24 protein-coding genes and 1 pseudogene are annotated in these 25,243 nt (G+C 63.8%); 13 read left to right on the top strand and 12 right to left on the bottom strand.

Annotated features, from left to right (window positions below):
- Positions 1-76: 76 nt before the first annotated feature.
- Positions 77-988 (bottom strand): hydrogen peroxide-inducible genes activator, encoded by a 912-nt coding sequence (locus M1E10_RS19945; RefSeq protein WP_499174537.1) that lies wholly within the window; start codon positions 986-988, stop codon positions 77-79.
- A 60-nt stretch (positions 989-1,048) separates the two neighbouring features.
- Here M1E10_RS19945 and M1E10_RS19940 point away from each other — a divergent pair, with 60 nt between their 5' ends.
- Complete coding sequence (locus M1E10_RS19940) at positions 1,049-1,675, top strand: sodium-dependent bicarbonate transport family permease (protein ID WP_499174536.1); 627 nt, start codon at positions 1,049-1,051, stop codon at positions 1,673-1,675.
- Between the two features lie 58 nt (positions 1,676-1,733).
- Here M1E10_RS19940 and aptA read toward each other — a convergent pair whose 3' ends face one another.
- The 6 genes and pseudogenes from aptA to M1E10_RS19910 all read right to left on the bottom strand — a co-directional run bounded on the left by aptA (position 1,734) and on the right by M1E10_RS19910 (position 7,347).
- Positions 1,734-3,062, bottom strand: a complete 1,329-nt coding sequence (aptA, locus tag M1E10_RS19935; RefSeq protein ID WP_499174535.1) for an aspartate aminotransferase family protein — start codon at positions 3,060-3,062, stop codon at positions 1,734-1,736.
- A gap of 191 nt (positions 3,063-3,253) precedes the next feature.
- Positions 3,254-3,574, bottom strand: coding sequence for an ArsR/SmtB family transcription factor (locus tag M1E10_RS19930; protein WP_499174533.1), 321 nt, complete (start codon positions 3,572-3,574; stop codon positions 3,254-3,256).
- A gap of 333 nt (positions 3,575-3,907) precedes the next feature.
- A pseudogene (locus M1E10_RS19925) lies at positions 3,908-4,429 on the bottom strand (HugZ family pyridoxamine 5'-phosphate oxidase); the annotation flags it as partial.
- On the bottom strand, positions 4,426-5,484 hold the full coding sequence (gene choV, locus M1E10_RS19920; RefSeq protein WP_499174532.1) for a choline ABC transporter ATP-binding protein: 1,059 nt from the start codon (positions 5,482-5,484) through the stop codon (positions 4,426-4,428). The gene choV and the pseudogene M1E10_RS19925, both read right to left, overlap by 4 nt.
- Positions 5,481-6,323, bottom strand: a complete 843-nt coding sequence (choW, locus tag M1E10_RS19915; RefSeq protein WP_499174531.1) for a choline ABC transporter permease subunit — start codon at positions 6,321-6,323, stop codon at positions 5,481-5,483. Before choW ends, choV begins: the two co-directional genes overlap by 4 nt.
- A 70-nt stretch (positions 6,324-6,393) precedes the next feature.
- Complete coding sequence (locus tag M1E10_RS19910) at positions 6,394-7,347, bottom strand: choline ABC transporter substrate-binding protein (protein ID WP_499177239.1); 954 nt, start codon at positions 7,345-7,347, stop codon at positions 6,394-6,396.
- 190 nt (positions 7,348-7,537) lie between these two features.
- Here M1E10_RS19910 and M1E10_RS19905 point away from each other — a divergent pair, with 190 nt between their 5' ends.
- The 4 genes from M1E10_RS19905 (at position 7,538) to M1E10_RS19890 (ending at position 10,832) form a co-directional block, all read left to right on the top strand.
- Entirely contained in the window at positions 7,538-8,119 is a 582-nt protein-coding gene (locus M1E10_RS19905) for a thymidine kinase (protein ID WP_499174529.1), read from the top strand.
- A gap of 91 nt (positions 8,120-8,210) precedes the next feature.
- A complete protein-coding gene (locus M1E10_RS19900; RefSeq protein WP_499174528.1) occupies positions 8,211-8,663 on the top strand; it encodes a pseudoazurin in 453 nt (150 codons plus the stop codon).
- A gap of 89 nt (positions 8,664-8,752) precedes the next feature.
- Positions 8,753-9,652 (top strand): hypothetical protein, encoded by a 900-nt coding sequence (locus M1E10_RS19895; protein ID WP_499174527.1) that lies wholly within the window; start codon positions 8,753-8,755, stop codon positions 9,650-9,652.
- Positions 9,645-10,832, top strand: a complete 1,188-nt coding sequence (locus M1E10_RS19890; RefSeq protein WP_499174526.1) for a DUF2333 family protein — start codon at positions 9,645-9,647, stop codon at positions 10,830-10,832. Before M1E10_RS19895 ends, M1E10_RS19890 begins: the two co-directional genes overlap by 8 nt.
- Positions 10,833-10,841: 9 nt before the next feature.
- Here the strand turns inward: M1E10_RS19890 and M1E10_RS19885 are convergent, their stop codons facing one another.
- Together M1E10_RS19885 and M1E10_RS19880 are read right to left on the bottom strand one after the other, a co-directional pair.
- A complete protein-coding gene (locus M1E10_RS19885; protein WP_499174525.1) occupies positions 10,842-11,495 on the bottom strand; it encodes a helix-turn-helix transcriptional regulator in 654 nt (217 codons plus the stop codon).
- Between the two features lie 283 nt (positions 11,496-11,778).
- Positions 11,779-11,976: a hypothetical protein gene (locus M1E10_RS19880; protein WP_499174524.1), complete on the bottom strand. Its 198-nt coding sequence runs from the start codon at positions 11,974-11,976 to the stop codon at positions 11,779-11,781.
- Here M1E10_RS19880 and M1E10_RS19875 point away from each other — a divergent pair.
- Entirely contained in the window at positions 11,975-14,197 is a 2,223-nt protein-coding gene (locus M1E10_RS19875) for a porin family protein (protein WP_499174523.1), read from the top strand. The genes M1E10_RS19880 and M1E10_RS19875 overlap by 2 nt on opposite strands.
- Positions 14,198-14,265: 68 nt before the next feature.
- Here M1E10_RS19875 and M1E10_RS19870 read toward each other — a convergent pair whose 3' ends face one another.
- The gene (locus M1E10_RS19870; protein ID WP_499174522.1) at positions 14,266-15,813 is read right to left on the bottom strand and encodes a T6SS phospholipase effector Tle1-like catalytic domain-containing protein; all 1,548 of its coding nucleotides are present in this window, start codon (positions 15,811-15,813) and stop codon (positions 14,266-14,268) included.
- A gap of 182 nt (positions 15,814-15,995) precedes the next feature.
- On the opposite strand from M1E10_RS19870, the gene M1E10_RS19865 reads away from it, so the two are divergent.
- Complete coding sequence (locus M1E10_RS19865; RefSeq protein ID WP_499174521.1) at positions 15,996-17,675, top strand: formate--tetrahydrofolate ligase; 1,680 nt, start codon at positions 15,996-15,998, stop codon at positions 17,673-17,675.
- A 32-nt stretch (positions 17,676-17,707) separates the two neighbouring features.
- On the opposite strand, the gene M1E10_RS19860 is transcribed toward M1E10_RS19865, so the two are convergent.
- Positions 17,708-18,628: an AraC family transcriptional regulator gene (locus M1E10_RS19860; RefSeq protein ID WP_499174520.1), complete on the bottom strand. Its 921-nt coding sequence runs from the start codon at positions 18,626-18,628 to the stop codon at positions 17,708-17,710.
- A 73-nt stretch (positions 18,629-18,701) separates the two neighbouring features.
- Between M1E10_RS19860 and M1E10_RS19855 the strand changes: the two genes are divergently transcribed.
- The gene (locus M1E10_RS19855) at positions 18,702-19,439 is read left to right on the top strand and encodes an SDR family oxidoreductase (protein WP_499174519.1); all 738 of its coding nucleotides are present in this window, start codon (positions 18,702-18,704) and stop codon (positions 19,437-19,439) included.
- Positions 19,440-19,598: 159 nt separating this feature from the next.
- Here the strand turns inward: M1E10_RS19855 and M1E10_RS19850 are convergent, their stop codons facing one another.
- Positions 19,599-20,606 carry an extensin-like domain-containing protein gene (locus tag M1E10_RS19850; RefSeq protein ID WP_499174518.1) on the bottom strand — a complete coding sequence of 336 codons (1,008 nt, stop codon included), beginning with the start codon at positions 20,604-20,606 and terminating at the stop codon, positions 19,599-19,601.
- Between the two features lie 280 nt (positions 20,607-20,886).
- On the opposite strand from M1E10_RS19850, the gene M1E10_RS19845 reads away from it, so the two are divergent.
- The 5 genes from M1E10_RS19845 to queF all read left to right on the top strand — a co-directional run bounded on the left by M1E10_RS19845 (position 20,887) and on the right by queF (position 25,206).
- Positions 20,887-23,076: an anthranilate synthase gene (locus tag M1E10_RS19845; protein WP_499174517.1), complete on the top strand. Its 2,190-nt coding sequence runs from the start codon at positions 20,887-20,889 to the stop codon at positions 23,074-23,076.
- 77 nt (positions 23,077-23,153) lie between these two features.
- Positions 23,154-23,300, top strand: coding sequence for a hypothetical protein (locus tag M1E10_RS19840; RefSeq protein ID WP_158001928.1), 147 nt, complete (start codon positions 23,154-23,156; stop codon positions 23,298-23,300).
- 63 nt (positions 23,301-23,363) lie between these two features.
- Positions 23,364-23,666, top strand: coding sequence for a helix-turn-helix transcriptional regulator (locus tag M1E10_RS19835; RefSeq protein WP_499174516.1), 303 nt, complete (start codon positions 23,364-23,366; stop codon positions 23,664-23,666).
- Positions 23,667-23,824: 158 nt separating this feature from the next.
- On the top strand, positions 23,825-24,745 hold the full coding sequence (locus M1E10_RS19830) for a cation diffusion facilitator family transporter (protein WP_499174515.1): 921 nt from the start codon (positions 23,825-23,827) through the stop codon (positions 24,743-24,745).
- Positions 24,742-25,206, top strand: coding sequence for a preQ(1) synthase (gene queF, locus M1E10_RS19825; RefSeq protein WP_499174514.1), 465 nt, complete (start codon positions 24,742-24,744; stop codon positions 25,204-25,206). The genes M1E10_RS19830 and queF overlap by 4 nt, the downstream gene beginning before the upstream one ends.
- Positions 25,207-25,243: the final 37 nt, after the last annotated feature.

The following is a 25,243-nucleotide window of genomic DNA, read 5'->3' as shown; positions in this document are numbered from 1 at the left end:
TTGCGGGATGATGAGAAGAGGCGGCTGCGGCCGCCTTTTTTCCGTTCCAAGTGCAATGGCGGGCCGCTGCGGCGGATCAGCCCAGAAGCTCGCCGGCGACGGCCCTGCCGAGTTCCGCCAGGCGCCGGTAGTGCGTTTCCCTGACACTGTTGCGGCGCCAGAAAAAGCCGATGGTGCGCACGCCGGGCCACCCCTCGATGCGCAGGAGGTGGACGTCCTGATCGCTTCGAAACTCGGAGCGCAAATAGAGTTCGGGAAAGAGTGACAGCCCCATGTCGATGGACACCATCTGGCGCAGCGCGTCGAGACTGGTGCCCTCGTAGTCTTCGACAAGATGGGCGCCGGAGACCCGGGCGAGATCGCGCACGGTGTCCAGGAGGCGATGGCCCCGCCCGAGCGTCAGCAGTTGCTCGCCCGCAAGAGAGGCGAGATCGACCGTTTCGCGGCCGGCCAGCCGGTGCCCCCGCGGCACGCCGAGAAAGATGCGCTCCTCGCAGATCGCCGAGAACTCGCAGGTGTCGCCAGCGGCGGGCGCCGGACCGAGGCCGCAGTGAATGCTGCCGTCTGCCACCTGCTCCTCGAGGAGCAAGGGGCGTTCCTCGCGGATGTGCAGCCTGAGATCGGGATAGGCAGCGTGCAACTGGGGCAGGAGGCGGGGCAGGAAATAGGGGCCGAAGGTGGGCACAGCTCCCAGGCGTATGAGGCCGCCGAGCGCGCCCTGACTGACGGAGGCCATGGCGACCATGCTGTCCAGCGTATCCAGCACCGCACGGGCCGAAGCGATCGCCTCCAGTCCGGCAGGCGTCGGCGCCACCAGGCCGGGCGTGCGATCGATGAGTGCGCAGCCGAGACGCTCTTCGAGGAGTGCGATCTGGACCGAGAGCGTCGGCTGCGAGACATGACAACGTTTCGCCGCTTCGCCGAAGTGGCCGGTCTCGCCGAGCATGACGAGATATTCGAGCTGTCGCACCGTCGGTCTGTAAGGCATGCCATAGTTTTAAACTATTACATTGATGCAATCAATGAATTTGAACAATTGCGGAGATTCTTGCATCCTGAGATCGTCAAAGAGGACGGCGGCATGGTGGCCGTGGCGGCCGCGATGGAGGCGCCGGCCATTCTGACTGCCCTGTGGCTGATCCTGCGCCATCCGGCGCCCGGCGCCGATCCGGCATCGACGCAGCGCCGACAGAAAGCGGTGCTGCGGGACGTCGTCCTCAACGTCACCATCGTGATCCTGCTGGGCGCGTTTGCCATCGGCGCCATGACCGGAGAACAAGGGCTGAGCGAGCTTTCGGGCTTCGTCAGCGATCCTTTCCGCGGTGTGCTCTGCCTCTTCCTGCTCGATCTCGGGGCGATAGCCGGCGGCGGGATCCGCAGGGACTGGCGGCTGCTTTCGCCCGGCCTCCTCGGCTTTGCGCTGGTCATGCCGCTGATCGGCGCAGCGCTTGCGCTTGGGCCGGCCCTTGCGGTGGGGCTCTCGGTCGGCAACACGGCGCTGCTCGTCACGCTCGCTGCCAGCGCCTCCTATATCGCCGTTCCCGCCGCGATGCGGATCGCCGTGCCCGACGCGCGGCCGGAACTCTATCTTAGCCTGTCGCTGGGACTGACTTTTCCGTTCAACCTGATCGCGGGCCTGCCGATCTACGTGCATCTCGCGGGCCTTGGCGGCTAGAACCGCAAAGAAAAGGCGGTCCCAAGGGACCGCCCGCAATGCCTGCGATGCGCAAAGCTCAGATGTTGCTCTTCAGGATCTCGCGCAGCTTGCCGAAGATCTCGTCGATGTGGTGCTTCTCGATGATCAGTGGCGGCGACATGGCGATGATGTCGCCGGTGGTGCGGATCAGCAGGCCGTTGTCATAGGCCTTCAGGAAGGCGGAGAAGGCACGCTTGGTCGGCTCGCCGGCGATCGGGTCAAGTTCGATGGCGCCGATCAGGCCGATGTTGCGGATGTCGATGACGTTCGGCAGGTCCTTCATCGAATGTAGCGCGTCCTCCCAGTAGGAGGCCATCTCGGCGGCGCGGGTCAGCAGGCCCTCTTCCTTGTAGGTGTCGAGCGTCGCAAGCGCTGCGGCCGCGGCGATCGGGTTGCCGGAATAGGTATAGCCGTGGAAGAACTCGATCATGTGCTCGGGACCGCTCATGAAGGCATCGTGGATTTCCGAGGTAACGAGCACCGCGCCCATCGGGATGACGCCGTTGGTCAAACCCTTGGCGGTGACCATGATGTCCGGTTTGACGTCGAAGTACTGCGAGGCGAACGGCGCGCCGAGGCGGCCAAAGCCGGTGATGACCTCGTCGAAGATCAGGAGGATGCCGTGCTTCGTGCAGATGTCGCGCAGTTTCTGCAGGTAGCCCTTCGGCGGGATCAGCACGCCGGTGGAGCCGGCGACGGGTTCGACGATGACGGCGGCCACCGTCGAGGCGTCGTGCAGCGTGACGATCCGCTCCAGTTCTGTCGCCAGATCGCCGCCATGCTCCGGCTCGCCGCGGGTAAAGGCGTTCTGCGCGGGCAGGTGGGTATGCGGCATGTGGTCGACGCCGGTCAGAAGCGTGCCGAACATCTTGCGGTTGGAGACGATGCCGCCGACGGAAATGCCGCCGAAGTTGACGCCGTGATAGCCCCGTTCGCGACCGATCAGGCGGGTGCGCGAGCCGTGGCCCTTCACCCGCTGATAGGCGAGCGCCACCTTCAGGGCGGTCTCGACCGACTCGGAGCCGGAGTTGGTATAGAGGACGTGGTTCAGGCCTTCAGGGGCGACATCCACCAGCCGGTTGGCAAGCTCGAAAGCCTTGGGGTGGCCGAGCTGGAAGGCGGGAGCATAATCGAGTTCTCCGGCCTGCTGAGCGATCGCCTCTGTGATTTTCGGGCGGCAGTGGCCGGCATTCACGCACCAGAGGCCAGCGGTCGCATCGAGGACCTGGCGGCCGTCATGGGTGGTGTAATGCATGTCCTTGGCCCCGACGAAGAGGCGCGGCTCCTTCTTGAACTGGCGGTTGGCCGTGAACGGCATCCAGAAGGCGCGCAGATCGTTGGGCGTGCTGTTGAGGCGATTGGACATGAAATACTCCCCGTCCGGTCATTGCCGGCATTTTGACTGTCCGGTCAAATTATCAGGGGCGGCCCGCGCGTCAACTCCGGTGCAGAGCAGAGCCTGCATCTGTCGGTGGACAGTCAGGGTTCAACCGTTCCCCTGACGGCACCCAAGAGGTGCAGGGAACGGCTCAGTACCCGCCAATGTCAGCGCTAACATCAGGCAGCAGCAACGGAGGCGCGGACGGGCTCGCAGTAGATTTCCTCCAGCGAGTCGAGGACCTTCAGAACGGCCGGCGAGGCGCAGGAGTAATAGATCGTCTGGGCATCGCGGCGGGTCTTGACGAGCTTCTGTGCGCGCAGCTTCGACAAATGCTGCGACAGGGCAGACTGGCTCAGGCCGACGCGTCCAGCCAGGACTCCCACCGCCATTTCCGTTTTCACGAGGCAGCAAAGGATCATGAGGCGCTTCGGATTCGCCATTGCAGACAACAAGCCCGCAGCGGCAAGCGAGTGATCGGAAAGCGGCATCGTATCCATGGTGATTAGTATCCCCTTGAAGCGCCAGCGCTTCATTAAACCCAACTTTTAAAGTTAAAGATTAGCAAGCACCCGATATATTTGTATATCCCTAAATTTCGGGTGGCAGTATCCACTAGGCATTTTCGTCGTCGGCGCCAGAAATGCAACAAAAAGCGTCACTTGAGAACATTGCCGTGGTTTTGAACTCGCGGCGAATCGGCGGTTTATGCAGATCTCGTTAACCCTTCGAAAAGATGGTGGCAAATCTCCGGCCGCAATCCATCGTCGAGTCTCTCTACAGCTCCCAGCGATTTCGTGCGTCTCATGCAACTCCTGCAGCACACCTGGTCATGCGGAAGCGGCGACTGATTCGTTCGACACAAGATCTACGTCGGTGAGTGCATAGGCGCGGCCGAAGCCGGCATTCAGAGCGGCGGACTGCGGGATCAGGCGGAAAAAGCGGAAATCGGGAAAGTCGACGTAGAGCGCGGCTTTCGGATGGACATCGAGGAAGCGCGCGCGCAGGCAGTCGTGTGCCTCGCTCGGCCGTTCGACAAGGTCTGCCAGGCACTGAACCGTGATGCGGGGGTGGGCGAGCGGGTCGCCCTTGCCCGGCTCTCCGGCCAGCAGCGAGCAGCGAGGATCAGCAAGCAGACCCTTGGTATGGCCCGATAGCGCGGAAGCGAGGATCACGGGCACGCCATCCCGATCCGTTGCCGTCAATGCCCGGCTCGCGGAGGGAAAGCCTGTCGCGGGATCTAGCACCGCCAGTGCCATGTAGCGGGCGTCGCGCATCAGAGAGCGGGCGAGGCGGCGGGCCTCCTCGTCCGTCTCCCGCAGCAGCTGCGGCTTGTCCTGCGTCTCCCCGGTCATGGCTTGCCGGCATACTGCCGGTGGCGCGTCAGGCCGGCAATGACGTCCTCGGCGCTGATCGTGCCGATGACTGTACCGTTGTCGACAATTCCGATGGTGCCCGGCTGCCTTGAAAGGGCGTCGAGGATGTCGATGAGCGGCGTGTTCCTGGTGGCAGTCGCCGAGACGCCGGAGGCGGTCCCGCCGGTCGCCACGCCGTTGCGCATCACATCCGCGGCCGTCAGCATGGCGATGGGGTTCATGTTCTGGACGAAGTCGGAGACATACTGATCCGCCGGACTGCGGACGATCTCCTGCGGCGTGCCGCACTGGATGATCCGGCCGCCTTCCATGATGGCGATGCGATTGCCAATGCGGAACGCCTCGTCGAGGTCATGGCTGACAAAAAGTATGGTCTTTTTCAGCCTGCTCTGGAACTCCATCAGCTCGTCCTGAAGCCGCGTGCGGATCAGCGGATCGAGGGCGGAGAAGGGCTCGTCCATCAGCAGGATGGGGGCTCCCGTCGCAAAGGCACGGGCGAGGCCGACGCGTTGCTGCATGCCGCCGGAGAGTTCGCCGACCTTGCGATCGGCCCATTGGTTCAGGCTGACCAACTCGAGCTGGTCGGCGACCCGTGCCCTGCGCTCGGCCTCGGGTACCCCGGCGAGCTCAAGGCCGAAGCCGACGTTTTCGGCGACAGTGCGCCATGGCAGCAGGCCGAACTGCTGGAAGACCATCGACACGGTGTGCATGCGAAGGTGGCGCAGCGTCTTGCGGCTGGCCTTGTAGGGGTCGATCGGTCCGTCGGCACTCATCACGGTGACATTGCCGCGGGCGACCGGCGCCAGACCATTGACGGCGCGCAGCAGCGTCGACTTGCCGGAACCGGAGAGGCCCATCAGCACGAGGATCTCGCCTTCGCGCACCTTCAGGGAGGCATCTGCAACACCGACGACGATGCCCGTCTCGGCGCTGATCTCGTCGCGGGTCTTGCCCTGATCGACGAGCGCCAGCACTTGCGCATGCTTTTCGCCGAAGACGATATCGATGTTTTCGAAGACGACTGCGTTCGTCATGTGCCGTCTCCCGAGGCTGGGCGGAACATCCGGTCAAGGATGATTGCGAGGATGACGATGCAGAGGCCGGCTTCAAAGCCCTGGGCGATGTTGACGGTGTTGAGCGCGCGCACCACCGGAACGCCGAGGCCGTTGGCGCCGACCAGCGCGGAGATCACCACCATCGACAGCGACAGCATGATGGTCTGCGTCAGGCCGGCCATGATCTGCGGCATGGCAAAGGGAAGCTCTACCTTGCGCAGGATCTGCCCGGGGGTCGCTCCGAAGGCGACGGCCGCCTCCGTCAGCGCCTCCGGCGTCGAGACGATGCCGAGCCGGGTGAGACGGATCGGCGAGGGGATTGCAAAGATCACGGTGGCGATCAGGCCGGGGACCATGCCGAGGCCGAAGAGGATCAGCGCCGGGATGAGATAGACGAAGGTCGGAATCGTCTGCATCAGGTCGAGCGCCGGGCGCATGATCTCGTAGAGCCAGGGGCGCCGGGCAGCGGCGATACCGAGCGGTACGCCGACAACCATGCTGACAGCCGTGGCGGCGAGGACGAGCGCCAGTGTTTCCGTCGTTTCCTCCCAATAGCCCTGGTTGATGATCAGCAGCAGCCCCAGCGCGGTGAAGGTGGCGACGCTGAACGAGCGTCGAAACCACCAGGACAGCGCTGTCATTGCCGCGACGATAATGAGCGCATGGGGCGTCTGAAGGACATACAACAGCCCGTCGATCACGGCGGAGAGAACGGTCGAAAGCCAGTCGAAGAACCAGGCACCGTTGTCGGTGAGCCAGTCTACGAACGACCTGGCCGAGGGTCCCATGGGGATCTTGTTATCTGTCAGCCAATCCACTTGCGGCATTCCCGGTTGGATGGGTGAGGGAGACCGGAGCCGCCAGGCTCCGGTCAGGGGCGGATTGACCTTAGAGGCCCAGTTCGGAGGTGACGGCTGCCATGGCATCGCCGCCGTCCCGGGTGGTGACTCCTTCGAGCCAGGGGCCGATGGCATCCGGATTGGCCTTCAGCCACTTGGTCGCGGCGGCTTCCGCCTCCATGCCGTCGTTCAGGATGCTGCCCATGATCTCGTTTTCCATTGGCAGCGAGAACTCCAGGTTCTTCACGAAGGTTCCGACGTTGGGGCATTCCTCGGTGTAGCCGGCGCGGACGTTGGTAAAGATTTCAGCGCCGCCGTAGTTTGCGCCGAAAACCTCGTCGCCGCCCGACAGATAGGTGAGCTCGAAGCTGGCGTTCATCGGATGCGGGGCCCAGCCGAGGAAGACGATCGGCTCGCCGGAACGGTCCGCACGCGCTACCTGCGCCAGCATGCCCTGTTCGGAGGACTCTACCACTTCGAAGTCCTTGAGCCCGAAGGTGTCGTTGGCGACCATGTCGAGGATCAGGCGGTTGCCGTCGTTGCCGGGCTCAATTCCATAGATCCGACCATCCAGTGCTTCCGCGTGCTCGGCGATATCCTTGAAGTCCTTGATCCCGAGCTCTGCGCCCTTGGCGTTCGTGGCCAGGGTGTACTTGGCGCCGGTGAGGTTCGGGCCGAAGATTTCGACCGACTTGTCTTCGCGGTAGGGCGCAAGATCGGCCTCCATGGTCGGCATCCAGTTGCCCAGGAAGACGTCAATGTCCTTGTTCTTAAGCGAGCTATAGGTCACCGGGACAGAGAGGAGCTTGACATCGGTCTCGTAGCCGAGGGCCTTGAGGAGGATGGAGGCGGTGGCGGTGGTCGCCGTGATATCGGTCCAGCCGACGTCGGAGAAGCGGACGGGACTGCAGGATTCCGGATCGGCTGCCGAGGCAATCTGTCCGAGTGCCAGAAACGAGAGGGTTCCGGCGAGCAGGATCTTGAACGGTTTGGTCATTGGCATCATGGCGTTCCCTGTTCTTATGTTCCCGACCATTATCAATATATGCGGAGGTGAGGCAAGCTTGCCCGAGGGCGGCAGATCGTGTCGGCTTTGCAACGGGCGCCACCTGATGCATCTTCTGCGGTGTTTTTCTGTGGTTTCAGGTTCCTGTGGACTTTTCCTCGGACGCCGTCGGCAGCAGAACGGCGGCATGGCCAAGCTTTACTTCAACTACGCGACCATGAACGCGGGAAAATCGACACTTCTGCTGCAGGCGTCCTACAACTACCATGAGCGCGGGATGCGCACGGTGATCCTGACCGCCGCGCTCGACAGCCGCGCGGGCGTCGGGCGGGTGGCGTCCCGGATCGGGCTCAGCGCGGACGCCATCCCCTTCCGCGAGAGCGACGACCTGCATGCGCTCGTCACCGACCTGCACCGCGACGAGCCGGTGGCCTGCGTCTTCATCGATGAGGCGCAGTTCCTGGCGCCGCAACAGGTGTGGCAGCTGGCGCGGCTTGCCGACGGATGCGGGATCCCGGTGATGGCCTACGGGTTGCGTACCGACTTCCAGGGCAAGCTGTTCCCCGGCTCGCAGGAGCTGCTGGCGATTGCCGACGAGCTGCGGGAAGTGCGCACCATCTGTTTCTGCGGCCGCAAAGCGACGATGGTGGCGCGTCTCGACGAGGAGGGCCAGGTTGTGCTGGAGGGCGCGCAGGTGGATGTCGGCGGTAACGAAAAATACGTCTCCTTCTGCCGCCGCCACTGGGAGGACAAAATCCGCTGCATCTGAGCCGGACTTGATTTCGGTCAAAGATGGTGCGGCCGGATGCGCCTATTCCCTCGCCCGACGCCTCCCAAGGCTCGCGTCAGGAGAAATAGACATGCTGAAGACTGCAAAGACCGCTTTCATTCTCGCGACAGGCCTCGCGCTTTTCTCGCTTCCTGCGCTCGGCGCTGAAATCGAAGTGAAGATGCTCAACAAGGGCGGTGACGGCCAGGCCATGGTTTTCGAGCCGGCGGCGATCAGGGCCGCGCCCGGCGACGTGATCCGGTTCATGCCCGTCGACAAGGGCCACAATGCCGCCGCCGTGAAGGGGCTGATCCCCGAAGGCACGGAAGAATTCACCGGCAAGATCAACCAGGAGCTCACCGTCACCGTCGAGAAGGAGGGTGCCTATGTGATCAAGTGCACGCCGCACTTCGGCATGGGGATGATTGCGCTGGTGGTTGTCGGCGAGGGGACGCCCGCCAATCTCGATGCCGTGAAGAGCGCCAAGATGCCGAAAAAGACCAAGGAGCGGCTCGACGCGGCGGTGGCGCAGCTGGGCCTCTAGACCTCCCCAAATCAAGTTTCGAGGTCGCCGTGGTAAAATCCTGCGGCGGCCTTATGTTTGTCGCGTAAGAATCGGCTCCGGGGATCGCGATGGGTAGGGCAAAAGGCATTGAAGGCGCGCTGGTGGCCCTTACCGGCACGCTGGAGGCGCTCGACCAGCAGATCGGGCAGGCGGCGCAGGACGTTGCCGGAGCCGCACGCGACAAGGGCAGCATAGGTGCGGCGGCGAAAACCAGGTTCGATACGATCCCGCTGTCCTGGACGTCTGTTCGGCAGACGCTGGTGAACCTCGTTCTGGCGGTGGCGGACCGCAACAACGAGGCCGTGGCGCCGCGGGAGGACAAGCCGCAACCGACGAGATCCGAACGGCTTCGCATTGCGTTCTCGCAGGTGCTGTCGATGCGCGGGGCTCGAACGGCTGGCCCCAAGGCACGATCGCTCGGCGAAGCACTGATGCTGGCCGACGGTCTCTACGGCCTGCTGCTGGCGCGGCGAGAGCGTATCCTCGCTCTGCGACATGCGGTGGAGTCTGATCTTGTGGAGCTGATCGGCCATCGGACACAACTGGCCGAAAACCTGATCGCTTCTGCAGAACGGGAGGAGCGGGAAACAAGCGCCGTCTCGCGGCAGGTAGAGGACAGCCTGCAGGCGATCCAGGATCTGGCGGCGAACCTCAACCGGCAGGTGCGCGAGATGAACGGGCTGGTGAACAAGCTGACGCTGGAGGCCGAGCGCGCCATCGTACTGTCCCACGTCCTCGCGGACGAAGGTGCCAACCCCGGATCCTCACCGGGGCTGGACAAGGCGCTCCTTGCGCATCTGCGCCCGCTGATCGAACTCCAAGAGAACGACATGCTGTCGAGCATCGAGATCGAGCGGCGCAGGGCAGGGATAGACGCCCGCTTCCGTGCCGCTTTCGACGATCTCGGGGACGGAGCGGCAAGCGGCGAGCAGACCATTTTGGCCAACCCTGAGGTGCAGCATGCTTGACCCGATCGTGCAATTCTTCCAGCGCATATTGGGCGCAATAGGTCGCGGCTTTGGCTTGCTGGTGGCATGGCTGGTCTGGCCTTTCCTCGCGGTCCATGGCTGGTATGCCGGGCGCAGCTGGATCATCAAGGCGCCGCTTGCGGCGATCTTCGTGCTGTTTGCCGGTCTTTACGGGTACTTCTTCTGGCAGACCCAGGTCTGGACGGGCTTCGACCCGGATTTTGTCGATGAATATCGCTGGTCGGAGCGGACGATACCGGCCGGGCAGCAGATCTTGGCTGCGGCGCCGGTGTCGCCCGACGCCGCGCCTGCCGGAACCGAGACTGGCGCAACTCCCGTTCCAGGCACGTTGCCCGTGGCGGCACAGCAGTGCCAGTCCTCGGCCATCGTGGACGCCATCGCAGAACTGACCGATGCGAATGTGAACCAGAACGCCTGGATATCGTCGATGCTGCTCTATCGGCTCGGCCTGTTCGGCATCGACTGGGATCATACGCCCTTCCTCGACAACAAGGCGTCGTTCCAGCGGGGCGTAAACCAGGCGGTGCGCCGGACCTCGGTCGAACTGGTGGACACGCTGGCGCGCATGCGGGGCACGTCCGGCATCAACAGCGAGCTTCAGGACGCCCGCAACAACCTGCAGTTCGACGAATATTCCTGGTATTTCGGCTTGAGCCCCTTCGGCCCGAAGACGCCGACGCCGAGCTATTACCGGACTGCCATCGAGGGGTTTCGCGCGTTCAATGTGGAGCTCACCGCCTGCAACGCGACCTTCGACACGCGAGCCGACAACCTCGTGCAGTTCATCGACCGGATTGCCAACGACCTGGGCAGCACGTCCGCGATCCTGCGAGAACGCTCGGAAAACTTCAATTCCGGCTGGTTCGACACCCGGGCCGACGACCGGTTCTGGTTCGCCTATGGCCAGCTCTACGGCTACTACGCAGTCCTGTCGGCGGCCAGCGCCGACTTCTCGCAAGTCATCCGGGAGCGCAACCTGGGGCCGCTGTGGACGGAGACGCTGACCCAGTTCCGTTCGGCGCTGCGCATCCAGCCGGCGATCATCTCCAACGGCCGCGAGGACGGTTGGATCATGCCGACGCATCTGGCGACGATGGGTTTCTATATCCTGCGGGTGCGCTCCAACCTCGTGGAGGTGCGTTCGGTGCTCGATCGCTGAGAGCGACGGCTAGTTGATCAGGCCGAGGCGGATCGCCTTTGCCACCAACTGGGTGCGGTTGACGCAGTCCATCTTCTTGATGGCGTTGGTCATATGCGCGTTGACGGTGTGATCGGAGAGCGACAGGATGCGGCCGATCTCCACCGAGGTCTTCCCCTGGGCGGTCCAGCGAACGACCTCGAGCTCGCGGGCCGACAAAGGGCCCGGCAGGGTAAAGCGCTCGGCGCGGCGCAGCTTCTCGAAGACGTCGAAGGCGTGCAGGGCGATCATGCCTAGCTCGTTGAGTTCCGGCTGTTCCACCGCGGGACGCTCCCCATCGAACTGCAGCAGGAAGCGCTCTCCCTCCAGCGAGTGGAGCGGCATGACGGCCGCCGTCTTCATGCCGAAGCGGCGCAACAGCTGTACCAATTCCGGTGGAAAGGAGTCCTGGTTCAGCATTTCAGCCGATTCCAGGGTCCAGGTGCGTGGCAGCATGGAGAACAGCAAGGGCATGACCGGAGACACAGACAGAAAGCGGCTCTGGTCGAACTCCTGGACGAACTGGGAGGGTAGGGTGGTCTGGATCAGCAATCTTGCCAGGAGGTCGTCAGGCCGCGTTGGCCTGATCAGCAGCGTCACGAAGGAAAAACCGAACGCTTGGGCAGTCTGCTCGAGCGCAGCCAAAACGTCTGCCTGAGAGCTGGCAGCCGAAATAACGTCATTGAGGGCTGTTTGCCTCTCCGGCTTTTCTATTCCTGTAGCTGACAAATCTGCTCGCTTGCGGCTTCCCGTGTTGTTGCCGCACGACTGCAGGGGCGCAGTCCTTGGGGATTTACGACAATATGTCACTTTCCCTTATCCGGGTCCGGACGGCGTGGCAATTTCTACTTAATGCTGACGGTGGTCCGAGAACTTCATGTTTCAAACGAAACTTAACGAGCCGTGAAGCACTTCCATAAAAGATGAGTCAATTTGTCATGATAATTAAGTTGACAAAATGAATCATGTTTTTTAGATGGCGGAACAAGGGCACGCCTGCCTGCCACCACCACTGAACCGTCCACCGACCGCTTCCTGAGCGGCGTGCCGTCGCACGCCGGCGATGTTGCACGCCCATTTTCGAAAGGAACATCATGACCTCCCGGACAACAACAAAACTGCTCATGGCCTGCACAGCCGTCGCCGTGCTTTCGGCTGCACACAGCAGAGCGCAAGAGCCTGCGGCGGCAAACGAAACCGTCCTGCAGACGATCGTGGTGAAGGGCAAGCGGGTGGCGGTGCCGGCAGGCGGGATGGCGGACACGCCGCTGGCGACGGAGACGACCCGGGCGGAAATCGAAGACAGGCAGATCACCAGCATCGAGGATCTGGGCCGCTCCGCGGAGCCGGGTGTCGGCTTCAATCGTTCCACGGGCGCTGTCAACATTCGCGGCCTGGAAGGCAATCGGGTCCTGACGACGATCGACGGCATTCCGGTTCCCTATCTCTTCGATGCCACGCGCGGCGCCAATGGCGGTGTGGACGCCTTCAGCTTCAGCTCGCTGTCTGCGGTCGACGTCATGCGCGGGGCCGACTCCAGCCGGGCCGGACCGGGCGCCCTTGGCGGCGTACTCGGCCTTAGAACGCTCACGCCAGAGGACCTGATCGGCGAGGGCAGGGACTGGGGTGGCGTTACCAAGCTGACCTTCGACAGTGCGGACAACAGCTGGGAAAGCTCGGCAGCGGTCGCCAAGCGGATCGGCCAAACGTCGGTCATGTTCCAAGGCAGCTACAAGAACGGCCATGAGCGCAAGACGAATGGCGACGTCGGCGGCTACGGACCCACCCGCACAGAGGCCAATCCTGCCGATTTCGACCAGCACAACCTGCTGTTCAAGCTGCAGCAGGAGCTGGAAGGCGGCCACACGATCGGGCTGACGGCCGAACGCTTCCGCAAGGACAGCAAGACCGACACGCGCACCGAGCAGCGTGCCGTTCTGGGCGCCAGCGACAACTTCCTGCCCGGGAACTACACCTCCAAGAAGGAGACGGAGCGGGACCGGGTTTCGCTGGACTATCGCTTCGAGGCAGAGTCCGATAACGCGCCGATCTCCAATGCCTGGGCGTCGCTCTACTGGATGAACCAGGCCACCATGGAAGGTTACGACGGTTACCGCTCGACGAGCGTCGTGGGTCCCATCGGTCGCGAAAACGACAATGAAGAGCGGACGATCGGCCTTGTCGGTGCCGCGCAGAGCGAGTTCGCGACGGGTGACCTGAACCATCTGCTGACCTTCGGGTTCGACATCGCATCGGGCGTCAGGGAGCAATATTCCTCGGGCTACGACGAGTGCCCGCCACCGCCTTACCGACCGTTTGCGACATGCTCCTTCCTGCACACGAACCAGGCGGACACGCCGAAGGTGGAAAGCGACCGCATCGGCCTGTATCTCGACGACGACATTTCGCTGGGATCGACGGGCTTCACGCTGACCCCCGGCGTTCGTTTCGACTGGGTCCGCCACGAGCCGGTCATGACCGACGCGTTCGACCGCAACTACACGAACCCGGCCCTGCCGGACGGTTTCCAGGACAGCGGAATCTCGCCGAAACTGCGTCTGACCTATGATGTGCAGCCGGATATCCAGATCTACGGTCAATGGGCGATGGGCTTCCGTGCCCCTTCGGCAAGCGAGCTCTACAGCGCCTACGGCGGAACCGGCACCTATCTGCGGCTTGGCAATCCCGACCTGGAGACCGAAACGAGCAATGGCTTCGAGATCGGCGCACAGCTGGGCGACGATGAATTCGGCGGGCGTGTCTCGGCGTTCTACAATCGCTACAAGAATTTCATCGACGTGGTGAGCATCACGTCGGCCGAAGCGGCCGCCCGCGGTTTCCCGGGCTCCTACCCGGCCGGCATCACCGGCTACGACAACATCTCGGATGCTGAAACCTTCGGGGTGGAACTGGCCGCGCACAAGCGCTTCGACAGCGGATTCCGGGTCGGTGCGGGGCTTGCCTATACCCGCGGCAATGATCTGACCAATGATACCTTCATCCGCTCCGTCGCACCTCTCAAGGCGGTCGCAAGCGTCGGCTACGACACCGACGTCTGGGGCCTGGGCCTCGACTGGATCGGCGTCGGCGCCTCACGCGAGGATGATGGCAAGGGCCCGACCGGCACCAGCTACTTCGAGACGCCGGGCTACGGCATCGTCGACCTCACCGCCTGGTGGGAGCCGGAGCAGATGAAGGGGCTGAAGATCAATGCCGGGATCTACAACGTCTTCGACAAGACCTATTACGACTATACCTCGGTTCGCTCGAACAGCGCCACACAGGCCCGGGAGTTCTATTCCGAGCCGGGCCGGTCCTTCAAGATCTCGCTGACTCAGCGGTTCTAGGAGAAGGTACAAGGTGTGAGAGTAGGGCGGTGCGACCAGGTCGCGCCGCCCTCTCGTTCTCGAAGATCTCAGACCTCGGAGATCGTCAGCTGGACGCTGCCGCGGTTGTTGTCATAGGCCTGCCAGGCGTCGTTGGCGAAGCAGTAGAGATAGCCGGATCCCTTCGGCTTCAGGGTCACGCCCTCGCCGATCTTGAAGACCTCATGCGGCAGGCGTTCGATCTTCTGGTCCTCGTCCGTCTGCGGCGGTGGCACGTTATTGGCGATCAGGCCGACGAGGCAGAACCACTCCATCCGTTCCTCGCGCCGCGTCCACCAGAAATCGAGCTGCCTGTTGCCGGTGAGCTTCTTCCACAGCGTCTCGACGCCACCCCAGGCGGAGGAGGCGACATGGGCGATCTCGGCGGCCTGGAACTTGCCGTCCTTTGCTCCGCCCGGGCCGCATTTGATGGAGGCGTCGGTCCATTCTCCGGTGGCCTTGAGGCGGTAGCTTTTCCCCGCCTGAAGATAGACACCGGTGTCGTTCCATCGCTCGCGGGCGAAGATGTCGATGGTCGCCGGAAGCGTCTTTCCCGGTCGGTAGCGGCCCTGCGCGAGCGGCGGGTTGCGGTGACGGTCGACTGCCGAGGCATGGACGTCTGGGGAGGGCGGATCAGACACACGAGGGGCTGCCCGCGGTCGGGTCTTCAGTGCCTTGAACAAGCCGGTAACGGAATCATGCAGGAGGCCGCGCGGGTTTGGATCGAGCTGGTTAATCGCGCCGTCGGCAAAGCGGAGCCCGAGAGCTTCAGCTTCCTGCATCATCCAGTATAGCGCGCCGTCGGAGAGACCGGACTGGCTGTAGCCGCCGCCGACATCACCATGAGCGCCGGGAAACCAGACCTGCTTCAGTGATCCGGTCCAATCCTCGGGCTTTTCCCACAGCGTCGGCAGGAAGCTTTGCCGGAACTCGTCGATCGCCACCGCATGGCGGGCGTTCCGGACCGCCGGTCCGAGCTGCGTGTTGTGGAAGCGATGGTTTCCCGGGTTGTCGAGCAGGTTCAGGAGCGCCAGATCGTCGGGTATGCCGAGAGCGCCGACCGTATCCCAGACGCCGATGAAATGGACCGGGGTCTTCCCGGCCGGGGGAGCGCCGTCGGCGGTATTGTGGAACCGGCGTTCCTTGCTGTCGACGAAGGGGCTAGGATCATCGGCACGATAGGCGTCGAAGATCTGCTCGATCGCGTCCCAGACCTTGTTCTCCGGCACCTTTGAGCCCGGCAGATCGAGCAGGCCGCACTTGGAGATCATGCCGCCGAGGCTGCGCACCGTATAGGCGCCGCGGCTGAAGCCGAACAGCCAGATCGCGTCGCCCTCCCGATAGTTGCGGGCGAGCCAATGGTAGCCGCTCATGATGTTGCGATCGAGGCCCTTGCCGGTGCTGCCGCCGAGTGCCCGGTCGATCCAGCTGCCGTCCGTGCCGACGCCGGGGTGGTAATAGAACTTCTGTTCCGCACCGGCATCGTCCGTCTGCGCGAGCGCGTTGTAGAGCTTGACGACATTGGTCGGGCTCGGCACCCCGTCCTCCATCGCGTCGGGTGTATTCCAGGTGCCGTCACAGCATACGATGATGTTCATGATCTTCCCCCAGTGTCCGCAATCAGTATCTACATCTTCAGGTAATTTGCAATCGTAAATACACCTATTGGTAGAGTTGCTCCTTCCAGCCGGCAAAGTCGGGGATGGCCGGTGGCAGCGGCTTGTGTCCCGGCGCTCCCTGTGTCCAATTCACCACGCGAAAATGCCAAGGGGATGACGACATGGCGGCGGTGAAGTCCGATATCGAAATTGCGCGCATGGCACGGAAGAAGCCGATCATGGAGGTGGGCGCTGCTCTCGGCATTCCGGCAGAGCAGCTTGCGCCCTACGGCCACGACAAGGCGAAAGTCAGCGCCGACTTCATCCACGGGCTGTCGGACCGGCCGGACGGCAGGCTGATCCTGGTGACGGCCATCAACCCGACGCCCGCCGGCGAAGGCAAGACGACGACCACCGTCGGTCTCGGCGACGGGCTGAACCGGATCGGCAAAAAGGCGGTCATCTGCGTGCGCGAGCCCTCGCTCGGCCCCTGCTTCGGGATGAAGGGGGGCGCTGCCGGCGGCGGCCATGCGCAGGTCATCCCGATGGAGGACATCAATCTCCACTTCACCGGCGACTTCCACGCGATCACCTCGGCGCACAATTTGCTCGCGGCGATGATCGACAACCACCTCTACTGGGGCAATGCGCTGGACATCGACGTGCGGCGCATTACCTGGCGGCGGGCAATGGACATGAACGACCGGGCGCTGCGGCAGATGGTCAGTGCGCTCGGCGGGGTTTCCAACGGTTTTCCGCGCGAAAGCGGCTTCGACATCACGGTTGCCTCCGAGGTGATGGCCATCCTCTGCCTGGCGGAGGATTTCGAGGATCTGGAGCAGCGGCTGGGCGCCATCATCGTCGCCTATCGCCGCGACAAGACGCCGGTGTTTGCCCGCGACCTGAAGGCGGACGGTGCCATGGCCGTGCTGCTGAAGGATGCCATGCAGCCGAACCTGGTGCAGACGCTGGAGAATAACCCGGCCTTCGTGCACGGCGGACCCTTCGCCAACATCGCCCATGGCTGCAATTCGGTGATCGCCACCAAGGCGGCACTGAAGCTCGGCGACTATGTGGTGACGGAAGCGGGCTTCGGGGCGGATCTGGGGGCGGAAAAATTCTTCGACATCAAGTGCCGCAAGGCCGGGCTGAAGCCTGCCGCGGCGGTGATCGTCGCGACGGTTCGGGCGCTGAAGATGAACGGCGGCGTCGCCAAGGAGGCTCTCGGCGCGGAAGACGTGGCCGCTCTGACGCGCGGCTGCGCCAACCTCGGCCGGCACATCGCCAATGTGCGCCGCTTCGGCGTTCCGGTGGTGGTGGCGATCAACCACTTCACCACGGACACCGATGCCGAGGTGGCGGCCGTGCAGGATTACGTGTCCCGCCATGGCGCCGACGCGATCCTCTGCCGCCACTGGGCGGAGGGCTCCGCCGGCATCACCGAGCTCGCCGAGCGGGTGGTGGAGCTTGCCGACGGCGGCCAGGCGGATTTCAAGCCGCTTTATCCTGACGCCATGCCGCTGATGGAGAAGATCGAGACGGTGGCGTCGAAGATCTATCACGCCGGCGAGGTGACGGCCGACAAGACGGTCCGCGACCAGCTTGCCGCCTGGGAGGCGCAGGGCTACGGCGAGCTGCCGGTGTGCATCGCCAAGACGCAGTATTCCTTCTCGACCGATCCGACGCTGCGCGGCGCACCGGAGGGCCATGTGGTGCATGTGCGCGAGGTGCGGCTTTCGGCCGGCGCCGGCTTCGTCGTCGCCATCACCGGCGAGATCATGACCATGCCGGGGCTGCCGAGCGCGCCTGCAGCGGAGCGGATTTTCCTGAACGATGACGGGAATGTGGAGGGGTTGTTCTGAGCTGGGATCTAGGTGACGGGATGGCGGTTCTCTCAACGGCTATCTGACCGCGGCGTCCGCCCCATAGTTCGCTTGAAGGCATGAGCAAAGGCGCTCTGGGAGTTGTAGCCGACTGCGGTGGCAACTGCGGCGACGGTCTGGCCCTCGGTGAGCTTTCGCTGCGCCAGAACCATGCGCCAGTGAGTGAGGTAGTCGAGAGGTGGACGGCCGACGCGTTCGTTGAAGCGCTGCGTGAAGGCCGAGCGCGACATGCCGACTTCGGATGCCAGCATTGGCACTGTCCAACAGTATGCGACATCGCCGTGCAACAGTCTGAGCGCCTTGCCGATCTGTGGGTCCGCAAGTGCGGTGATCCACCCGACGCTGGCTCTCGGACCGGTGGCCACGAAAGCACGGACGGCCGCGACGACGAGGATTTCCGCCAGTCGCTCGGCGACGAGCGGACCACCCAGTTCCGCGTGGGCGACCTCCGTCCTCAGAGCGTTCAGCGTCCTCGCGACGGCCTCCGCGGTGGACGATGCCCGATCGACGCGCAGAAACTTCGGCAGCGCATCCAGAACGAATGCGGCGCTGCTATCCGCAAAGCTGCTGCCGCCGCCTATCAATGACGTCTCGTCTGCACTGCCGAGACGTACCATATCGTGTCCTGCTGACGCATAGAGCGGCATGCCATCGACCGGTTCGACCGCCGGGTTACTGGCGACCGCGTAGCGCGTGTTGCTGATGAGAACCACATCGCCTTCTACAAGTTCTTGCGGCAAATGATCGGCGAACAGAAGCCAGCATCGGCCGCGTGTGACGGCAACGAACTTCAATCGCATTCGCCCGTCGAAGGCCAGTGCCCAGTCGCCCGCCGCTTCGAGCCCGGTCCCGCGAACGCTTCGCGCACCAAGGGCCGCGAGAACCTCGGTGAACGGATCGGCAATGGTTTTGGCGGATCGCGATAAAAACATGGCCGTTCCAGCATAGATCCTCCGGTCTGTACTGCATAGATCTGACTTTTGATGCAGAAGATGGAGCCCAATTGTGACCATAGAAAACAAGATCGTTGCCATTACCGGAGCCGGGCGCGGCATTGGCCGGGCCACCGCTATCCACCTTGCCTCGCGAGGCGCGCGTCTTGTGCTCGGTGCACGAAGCGAAGCGGAGATCGCCGCTGTGGCAGGAGAGATCGAAGCGGCGGGCGGCGAAGCCGTCTATCGGGCCGTCGACGTGACCAAGCGCGCTGATCTCGACCTACTGGTCAGCCTTGCCTGCGAGCGTTTCGGGCGGCTCGACGTCATCGTCAACAATGCGGGCATCGGGCCGCTCTCGTGCTTCGACGCGCTGAAGGTTGATGACTGGGACGCCATGATCGATGTGAACCTGAAGGGCGCGCTCTACGGTATCGCTGCGGCCTTGCCCGTGTTTGCGCGCCAGGATAGCGGGCACGTGATCAACATCGTATCAACGGCTGGCCTCAAGATCGTGCCGACGATGGGCGTCTACGCAGCGACCAAGAATGCAGTGCGGACAGCCACTGAAGCCCTGCGGCAGGAGTCGGGCAAGAACTTGCGTGTGACGGAAATATCTCCGGGTTTCATCGACACGACCTTCGCGGATACCGCTATAGCCGACCCGGATATCAGAGCGGCAATCCTGAAGCAAAAGGAGGAGCTTGCCATATCACCGACAGCGATCGCACGGGCGATAGCATTTGCGATCGAACAACCGGCTGAGGTCGAAATCGGGAGCATCGTTGTGCGCCCGACCGCACAGCATTGATATTCTCGGGAAGCGGCCTGGGCCGCAGACCTCTCCATCGGGGATCAAACGACGACCGAAAATTCACCGGAGGCTCGCAACAGGGCGGACTGCGATCGTCATCGACAGCACAGCCATCTACGCAAATGGCGCAAGACAGGCCCTCCACCCTTGCGCTTCCTACCGGCAATACCTATACCCGCTCTCCCGCTCCAGCACATCGAGATGCAGGTGGTCCATGTGGGTGGGGTCGCTGCCGGGGGAGAGGACGGTGGTGAAGTGGAGGCAGGCGCCGGCGCTCGCGGTGCGCTGGAAGGCGCCTTCCAGGGTGCCGTCCTCGGCACGCGGCTTCATCGTCACTTCCGATCCGTCGTCGAGCCGGAAGGCGGCAATGTCGATGGCATTGCCCTTGGCGTGTTCGGACGTTTTGCCGGTCGATGCGCTGTTGCGCAGGCGGCAGGCATAGGTGGAGCCGGTGGTGAGGCCAGTGATGCGGCGTTCCGGCATGGCGATCCTCAGCGCCGGCTGGACGGTGTCCTTCAGCCAGTGGCCGAGCGCGCGGGCGGTTTCGCAGCGCATCTGGGCGCCGCCGGTATCGATGCCGGGCAGGGCTTCCGCCACCTCGATCGGTTGGTCGATGCCGCAGCCGTCGCCCTCATCGATACGTGCCGCCGTCTTGAACTTCGTGCCGAGCGTGGCGAGATCCGCCAGGCAGGCCTTCAGGGCTGCCTGATCCTCCTTCTCGACCGGTGGCGGGGGTGGCGGCGACGGTTCCTTCGGCTCTTCCGGCTTTTTGTCCTCCGCTTTCATCTCGTCCGGCTGGCTGGGGCCGGGCTTCGGCATTGCCGGGGCTTCGCCCGCCGGCTTTTCAGGGGCGGCGGGCTCCGGCGTCTCGGTCCCAGTGTCGGGTTTCGGCTCCGGTGTCGGGATCTCCGAGACCGGTTCCGTGGCGGGGTTGGGCTGCGCGTCCTCGGAGGCGGGCGCTGCGGTCTCGGTGTCCTCCTTGTCCGCTGCCGGAGAGGCGGCGTCATCGTCCTCCTCCTCCGCGGCGGTTGCCGGTGGGGGCGGGGCATCGGAGGTGGCCGCTTCGGCGGGCTTCGGCTTCGGCACGGGGCCGTCGCTGGGCAAAGCGGATGCGCCGATCATGATCGGCAGGCCGAGCAGGAGAAGAAGGAGGGAACGCTGCATCGAGGGCTCTTCCGTTGGATGGCCGGGACCGGACAACGCGGCGGGAGGGGTTTTGGTCGCATCGCCATTGCAGAGGAAATCCACTTGCGGTGACGCAAGGTCCGGGTTATCTCTTCGCCCATGATCAATTCGATGAACATCGGTAACTGGTGGTGGGCACGCTAACGCGGCCTTGACCAGTCATGTCCATTCGACAAGACCCCAAAGCCGCCCGAGTTTCGAGGCGGCTTTTTTGTTGTTCGCCGCAGGGTCCCGGGCGACAGATTTCGGAGAGCAGGAAATGGTGACGATCATTCGGGACGACGGTTCGGAGACCTACGAGACGAGGGGCGGCATCGCCGTCAGCCGCGCGCGGCGCCCCACGCCCTATGCCGATGCGGTGGCCGGCTATGTCGACAAGCTCGACGAGCGGCGCGGCGCGGTGTTTTCCTCCAACTACGAATATCCGGGCCGCTACACCCGCTGGGATACGGCGATCGTCGATCCGCCGCTCGGGATTTCCTCGCATGGCCGCAGCGTCTGGATCGAGGCCTTCAACGGGCGCGGCGAGGTGCTGCTCGGCTTCATCGTCGAGACGCTGAAGGGTGTCGACGAGCTGACGCTCGGGACGCTCACCGATCGTCGCCTCGACCTCACCATCAACGAGCCCTCGCGGGCCTATACCGAGGAAGAGCGGTCGAAGATGCCGACGGTGTTCACCGTGCTGCGCGCCGTGGTGGACCTCTTCCATTCCGAGGCGGATTCGGCCATCGGCCTGTTCGGCGCCTTCGGCTATGATCTTGCCTTCCAGTTCGATGCCATCAAGCTGTCGATGCAGCGGCCGGAAGACCAGCGCGACATGGTGCTGTACCTGCCCGACGAGATCCTGGTGGTCGACCACCATGCGGCCAAGGCCTGGATCGACCGCTACGACTTTGCCAAGGACGGGGTGACGACGGAGGGCAAGGCGCAGGAGATCGCGCCGGAACCCTTCCAGCGCACCACCGTAACGCCGCCGAAGGGCGACCATCGGCCGGGCGAATATGCCGAGCTGGTGACGAAGGCGAAGGAAAGCTTCCGCCGCGGCGACCTCTTCGAGGTGGTACCGGGCCAGAAGTTTCTGGAGCGCTGCGACAGCAAGCCCTCGGAGATCTCCAACCGGCTGAAGGCGATCAACCCGTCGCCCTATTCCTTCTTCATCAATCTCGGCCACCAGGAATATCTGGTCGGCGCCTCGCCGGAAATGTTCGTGCGGGTCTCGGGCCGGCGCATCGAGACCTGCCCGATTTCCGGCACCATCAAGCGCGGCGAGGACCCGATTGCCGATAGCGAGCAGATCCTCAAGCTCTTGAACTCCAAGAAGGACGAGAGCGAGCTGACGATGTGCTCCGATGTCGACCGCAACGACAAGTCGCGCGTCTGCGAGCCGGGTTCGGTCAAGGTCATCGGCCGGCGGCAAATCGAGATGTATTCGCGACTGATCCACACGGTGGACCATATCGAGGGGCGGCTTCGCGAAGACATGGATGCCTTCGACGGCTTCCTCAGCCACGCCTGGGCGGTGACCGTCACCGGCGCACCGAAACTCTGGGCGATGCGCTTCATCGAGAACCACGAGAAGAGCCCGCGCGCCTGGTACGGCGGCGCGATCGGCATGGTCGGCTTCAACGGTGACATGAACACCGGGCTGACGTTGCGCACCATCCGCATCAAGGACGGCATTGCCGAAGTGCGGGCGGGTGCGACGCTGCTCAACGACAGCGATCCGGCCGAGGAAGAGGCCGAGACGGAACTGAAGGCCTCGGCCATGCTGTCGGCCATCCGCGACGCGCGTGCCGGTACCACGGCCAAGGTGATCCGTGACGTTGCGCCCGTCGGCAAGGGCGTGCGCATCCTGCTCGTCGACCACGAGGACAGTTTCGTCCACACGCTGGCCAATTATTTCCGCCAGACGGGGGCGGAGGTCTCGACCGTGCGCACGCCGGTGCCGGAAGAGATCTTCGACCGCATCGATCCGGATCTCGTGGTGCTGTCGCCCGGGCCCGGCAATCCGAAGGATTTCGACTGCAAGGCGACGATCAAGACGGCACGGGCCAAGGGGCTGCCGATCTTCGGCGTCTGCCTCGGGCTGCAGGCGCTGGCGGAAGCCTATGGCGGCGAGCTGCGGCATCTGGCGGTTCCCATGCATGGCAAGCCGTCGCGCATCCGCGTGCTGGAGCCGGGCGTCGTCTTCTCGGGCCTCGCCCGCGAGGTGACGGTCGGTCGCTATCACTCGATCTTCGCCGATCCGCGGTCGCTGCATCCTGACTTCACCATCACCGCGGAAAGCGAGGACGGCACGATCATGGGCATCGAGCACGTCAAGGAGCCGATCGCGGCGGTGCAGTTCCACCCGGAATCAATCATGACGCTCGGCCACGACGCCGGCATGCGGATGATCGAGAACGTGGTCGCCAATCTGGCGCGGCGCCGGAAGGTGGAGGCGGCCTGAGGCAGGCGTTCAGGGCGGCAACCTTTTGTGTCTCTTCCAGTTAGGGCCGTGGAAACACGAACCGAACGGGAAGAGACATGAGCAGAAGAGCGCTGATCTGGATGGTGGGCGGCCTGGTTGTCGTCGTGATGGCATTGACCATGTGGCCGGAGACGGACGAAAACCTGCAGGCGCCGCCGGTTGCGGGCGACCAGCAGACCAATCCGGCTGAGCCGGCGGATTAGCGGGCAGGAGTTCATCGTCTTGTCGTATCGTGTTACATACGGCGTGGCGATGAGGAGATGGAGATGAGTGTCCGCAACCTTCCGGCAATTCACCCAGGAGAGATCCTGAGGGATCTTTATCTCCTGCCGATGGACATGTCGCCGTATGGGCTTGCCAAGAAGCTCCATGTGCCGCGCACCCGCATCGAGCGGATCGTTGTGGAGAAGACGGCGATCACGCCCGATACTGCGCTGCGGCTCGCCCGGTTTTTCAAGACCACACCTGAGTTCTGGATGAACCTGCAGAACAGCTTCGACCTGAAGCAGGAGGCTGAGGCGCTGAAGGGCGAGCTGGAGAAGATTGACCAGTACGAGCACGCCGCATAACCGCAGTCCTGGTTGTGGACGAACTGCCGGATGCTTTGACAAAACCGCCGGCTTGAGCCATACCGCCGACCATACGAAACCGTCCGGGCCTGGCCCGGGCGGTTTCGCCGTTCTGGGGCGTTGCTCCTGCAATTCACTCGCAAAGGCATGGACCCGTCATGGTGGGCACGAGAACAGATCCGATCGTCGAAAGGCTGGCCTTCTGGGGCATTCCGCTCGCCCTCGGGGTGATGGGGCTGAAGATGCTTGCCTGGTGGGTGACGGGATCGGTGGCGCTCCTGTCGGACGGGCTGGAATCGACCGTCAACGTGGTTGCCGCCTTCATCGCCTATTTCGTCATCCGCTATGCGCAGCGGCCCGCCGACGAGGACCATCAGTTCGGGCATCACAAGGCCGAATACATGTCGGCGGTGGTCGAGGGCGCGCTGATCATCGTCGCGGCCCTCCTGATCGTGCAGGAGGCCTGGGGGGCGCTGTCTTCGCCGACGCTGCCCGAGGCGCCGGTGCTGGGTCTTGCAATCAACGCGATCGCCGGGGTCATCAATGCCGTCTGGGCGACGGCGCTGATCCGGGTCGGCACGAAACACCGCTCGCCGGCGCTTTCCGCCGACGGTCACCATATCATGTCCGACGTGGTGACCTCGGCCGGGGTCTTCGTCGGCCTGATCCTTGCCATCCTCACCGGTTACGCGATCCTCGATCCGATCATGGCGATCCTGGTGGCGCTCAACATCCTCTACCAGGGCTACAAGGTGATCTCGCATTCGCTGGGCGGGCTGATGGACCGGGCCGTGACAGTGGAGGAGGAAGAGGAGATCCGTGCGGCGATCACCGCCCATTCGGCCGGATCGATCGGGGTGCACGACCTGCGCACCCGGCGCGCCGGAGCGGCGGCCTTCATCGATTTCCATCTGGTGGTGCCGTCGGACATGGCGGTCGCCAGGGCGCACGAGATCTGCGATCGCCTCGAGGATGCCATCAAGCAGGCCATACCGGGCGCAAGCCTTGCCATTCACGTGGAGCCGGAAAGCGAGCAGGCGCACGGCATCCGAGTCAAACTGGAAGGAACAGACCCATGAGCATGACCGACACCTCGAGCCTTTCTCAGCTCGGGCAGGCGGTGGAGACGCCGCAGAACCCGGAGTCCGCGGTTCTGGAGAAGGTGCCGAACGGCAACCAGGGCACCGATTATGTGGTGCGCTTCACGGCGCCGGAGTTCACCTCGCTCTGCCCGATGACAGGACAGCCGGATTTCGCGCATATCGTCATCGACTACATCCCGGATGGTTTTCTGGTGGAATCGAAGTCGCTGAAGCTCTTCCTGCATTCCTTCCGCAACCACGGTGCCTTCCACGAGGATTGCTCCGTTTATATCGCCAAGCGGATCGTTGACCTGCTGGCGCCGAAATGGCTTCGGATCGGCGCCTACTGGTATCCGCGCGGCGGCATTCCGATCGACGTGTTCTGGCAGACCGGGGCGGTGCCGGAGGGCGTCTGGCTGCCGGATCAGGGCGTGCCGACCTATCGTGGGCGCGGCTAACAGGCTGCACGAAGAGAAAAGGGCGCCCGCGAGGCGC

The sequence above is a fragment of the Rhizobium sp. PK7-22 genome, assembly GCF_056530405.1.
The sequence above is the reverse complement of the archived record's forward strand: the minus strand, read 5'-3'. Positions and strand labels throughout refer to the sequence as shown.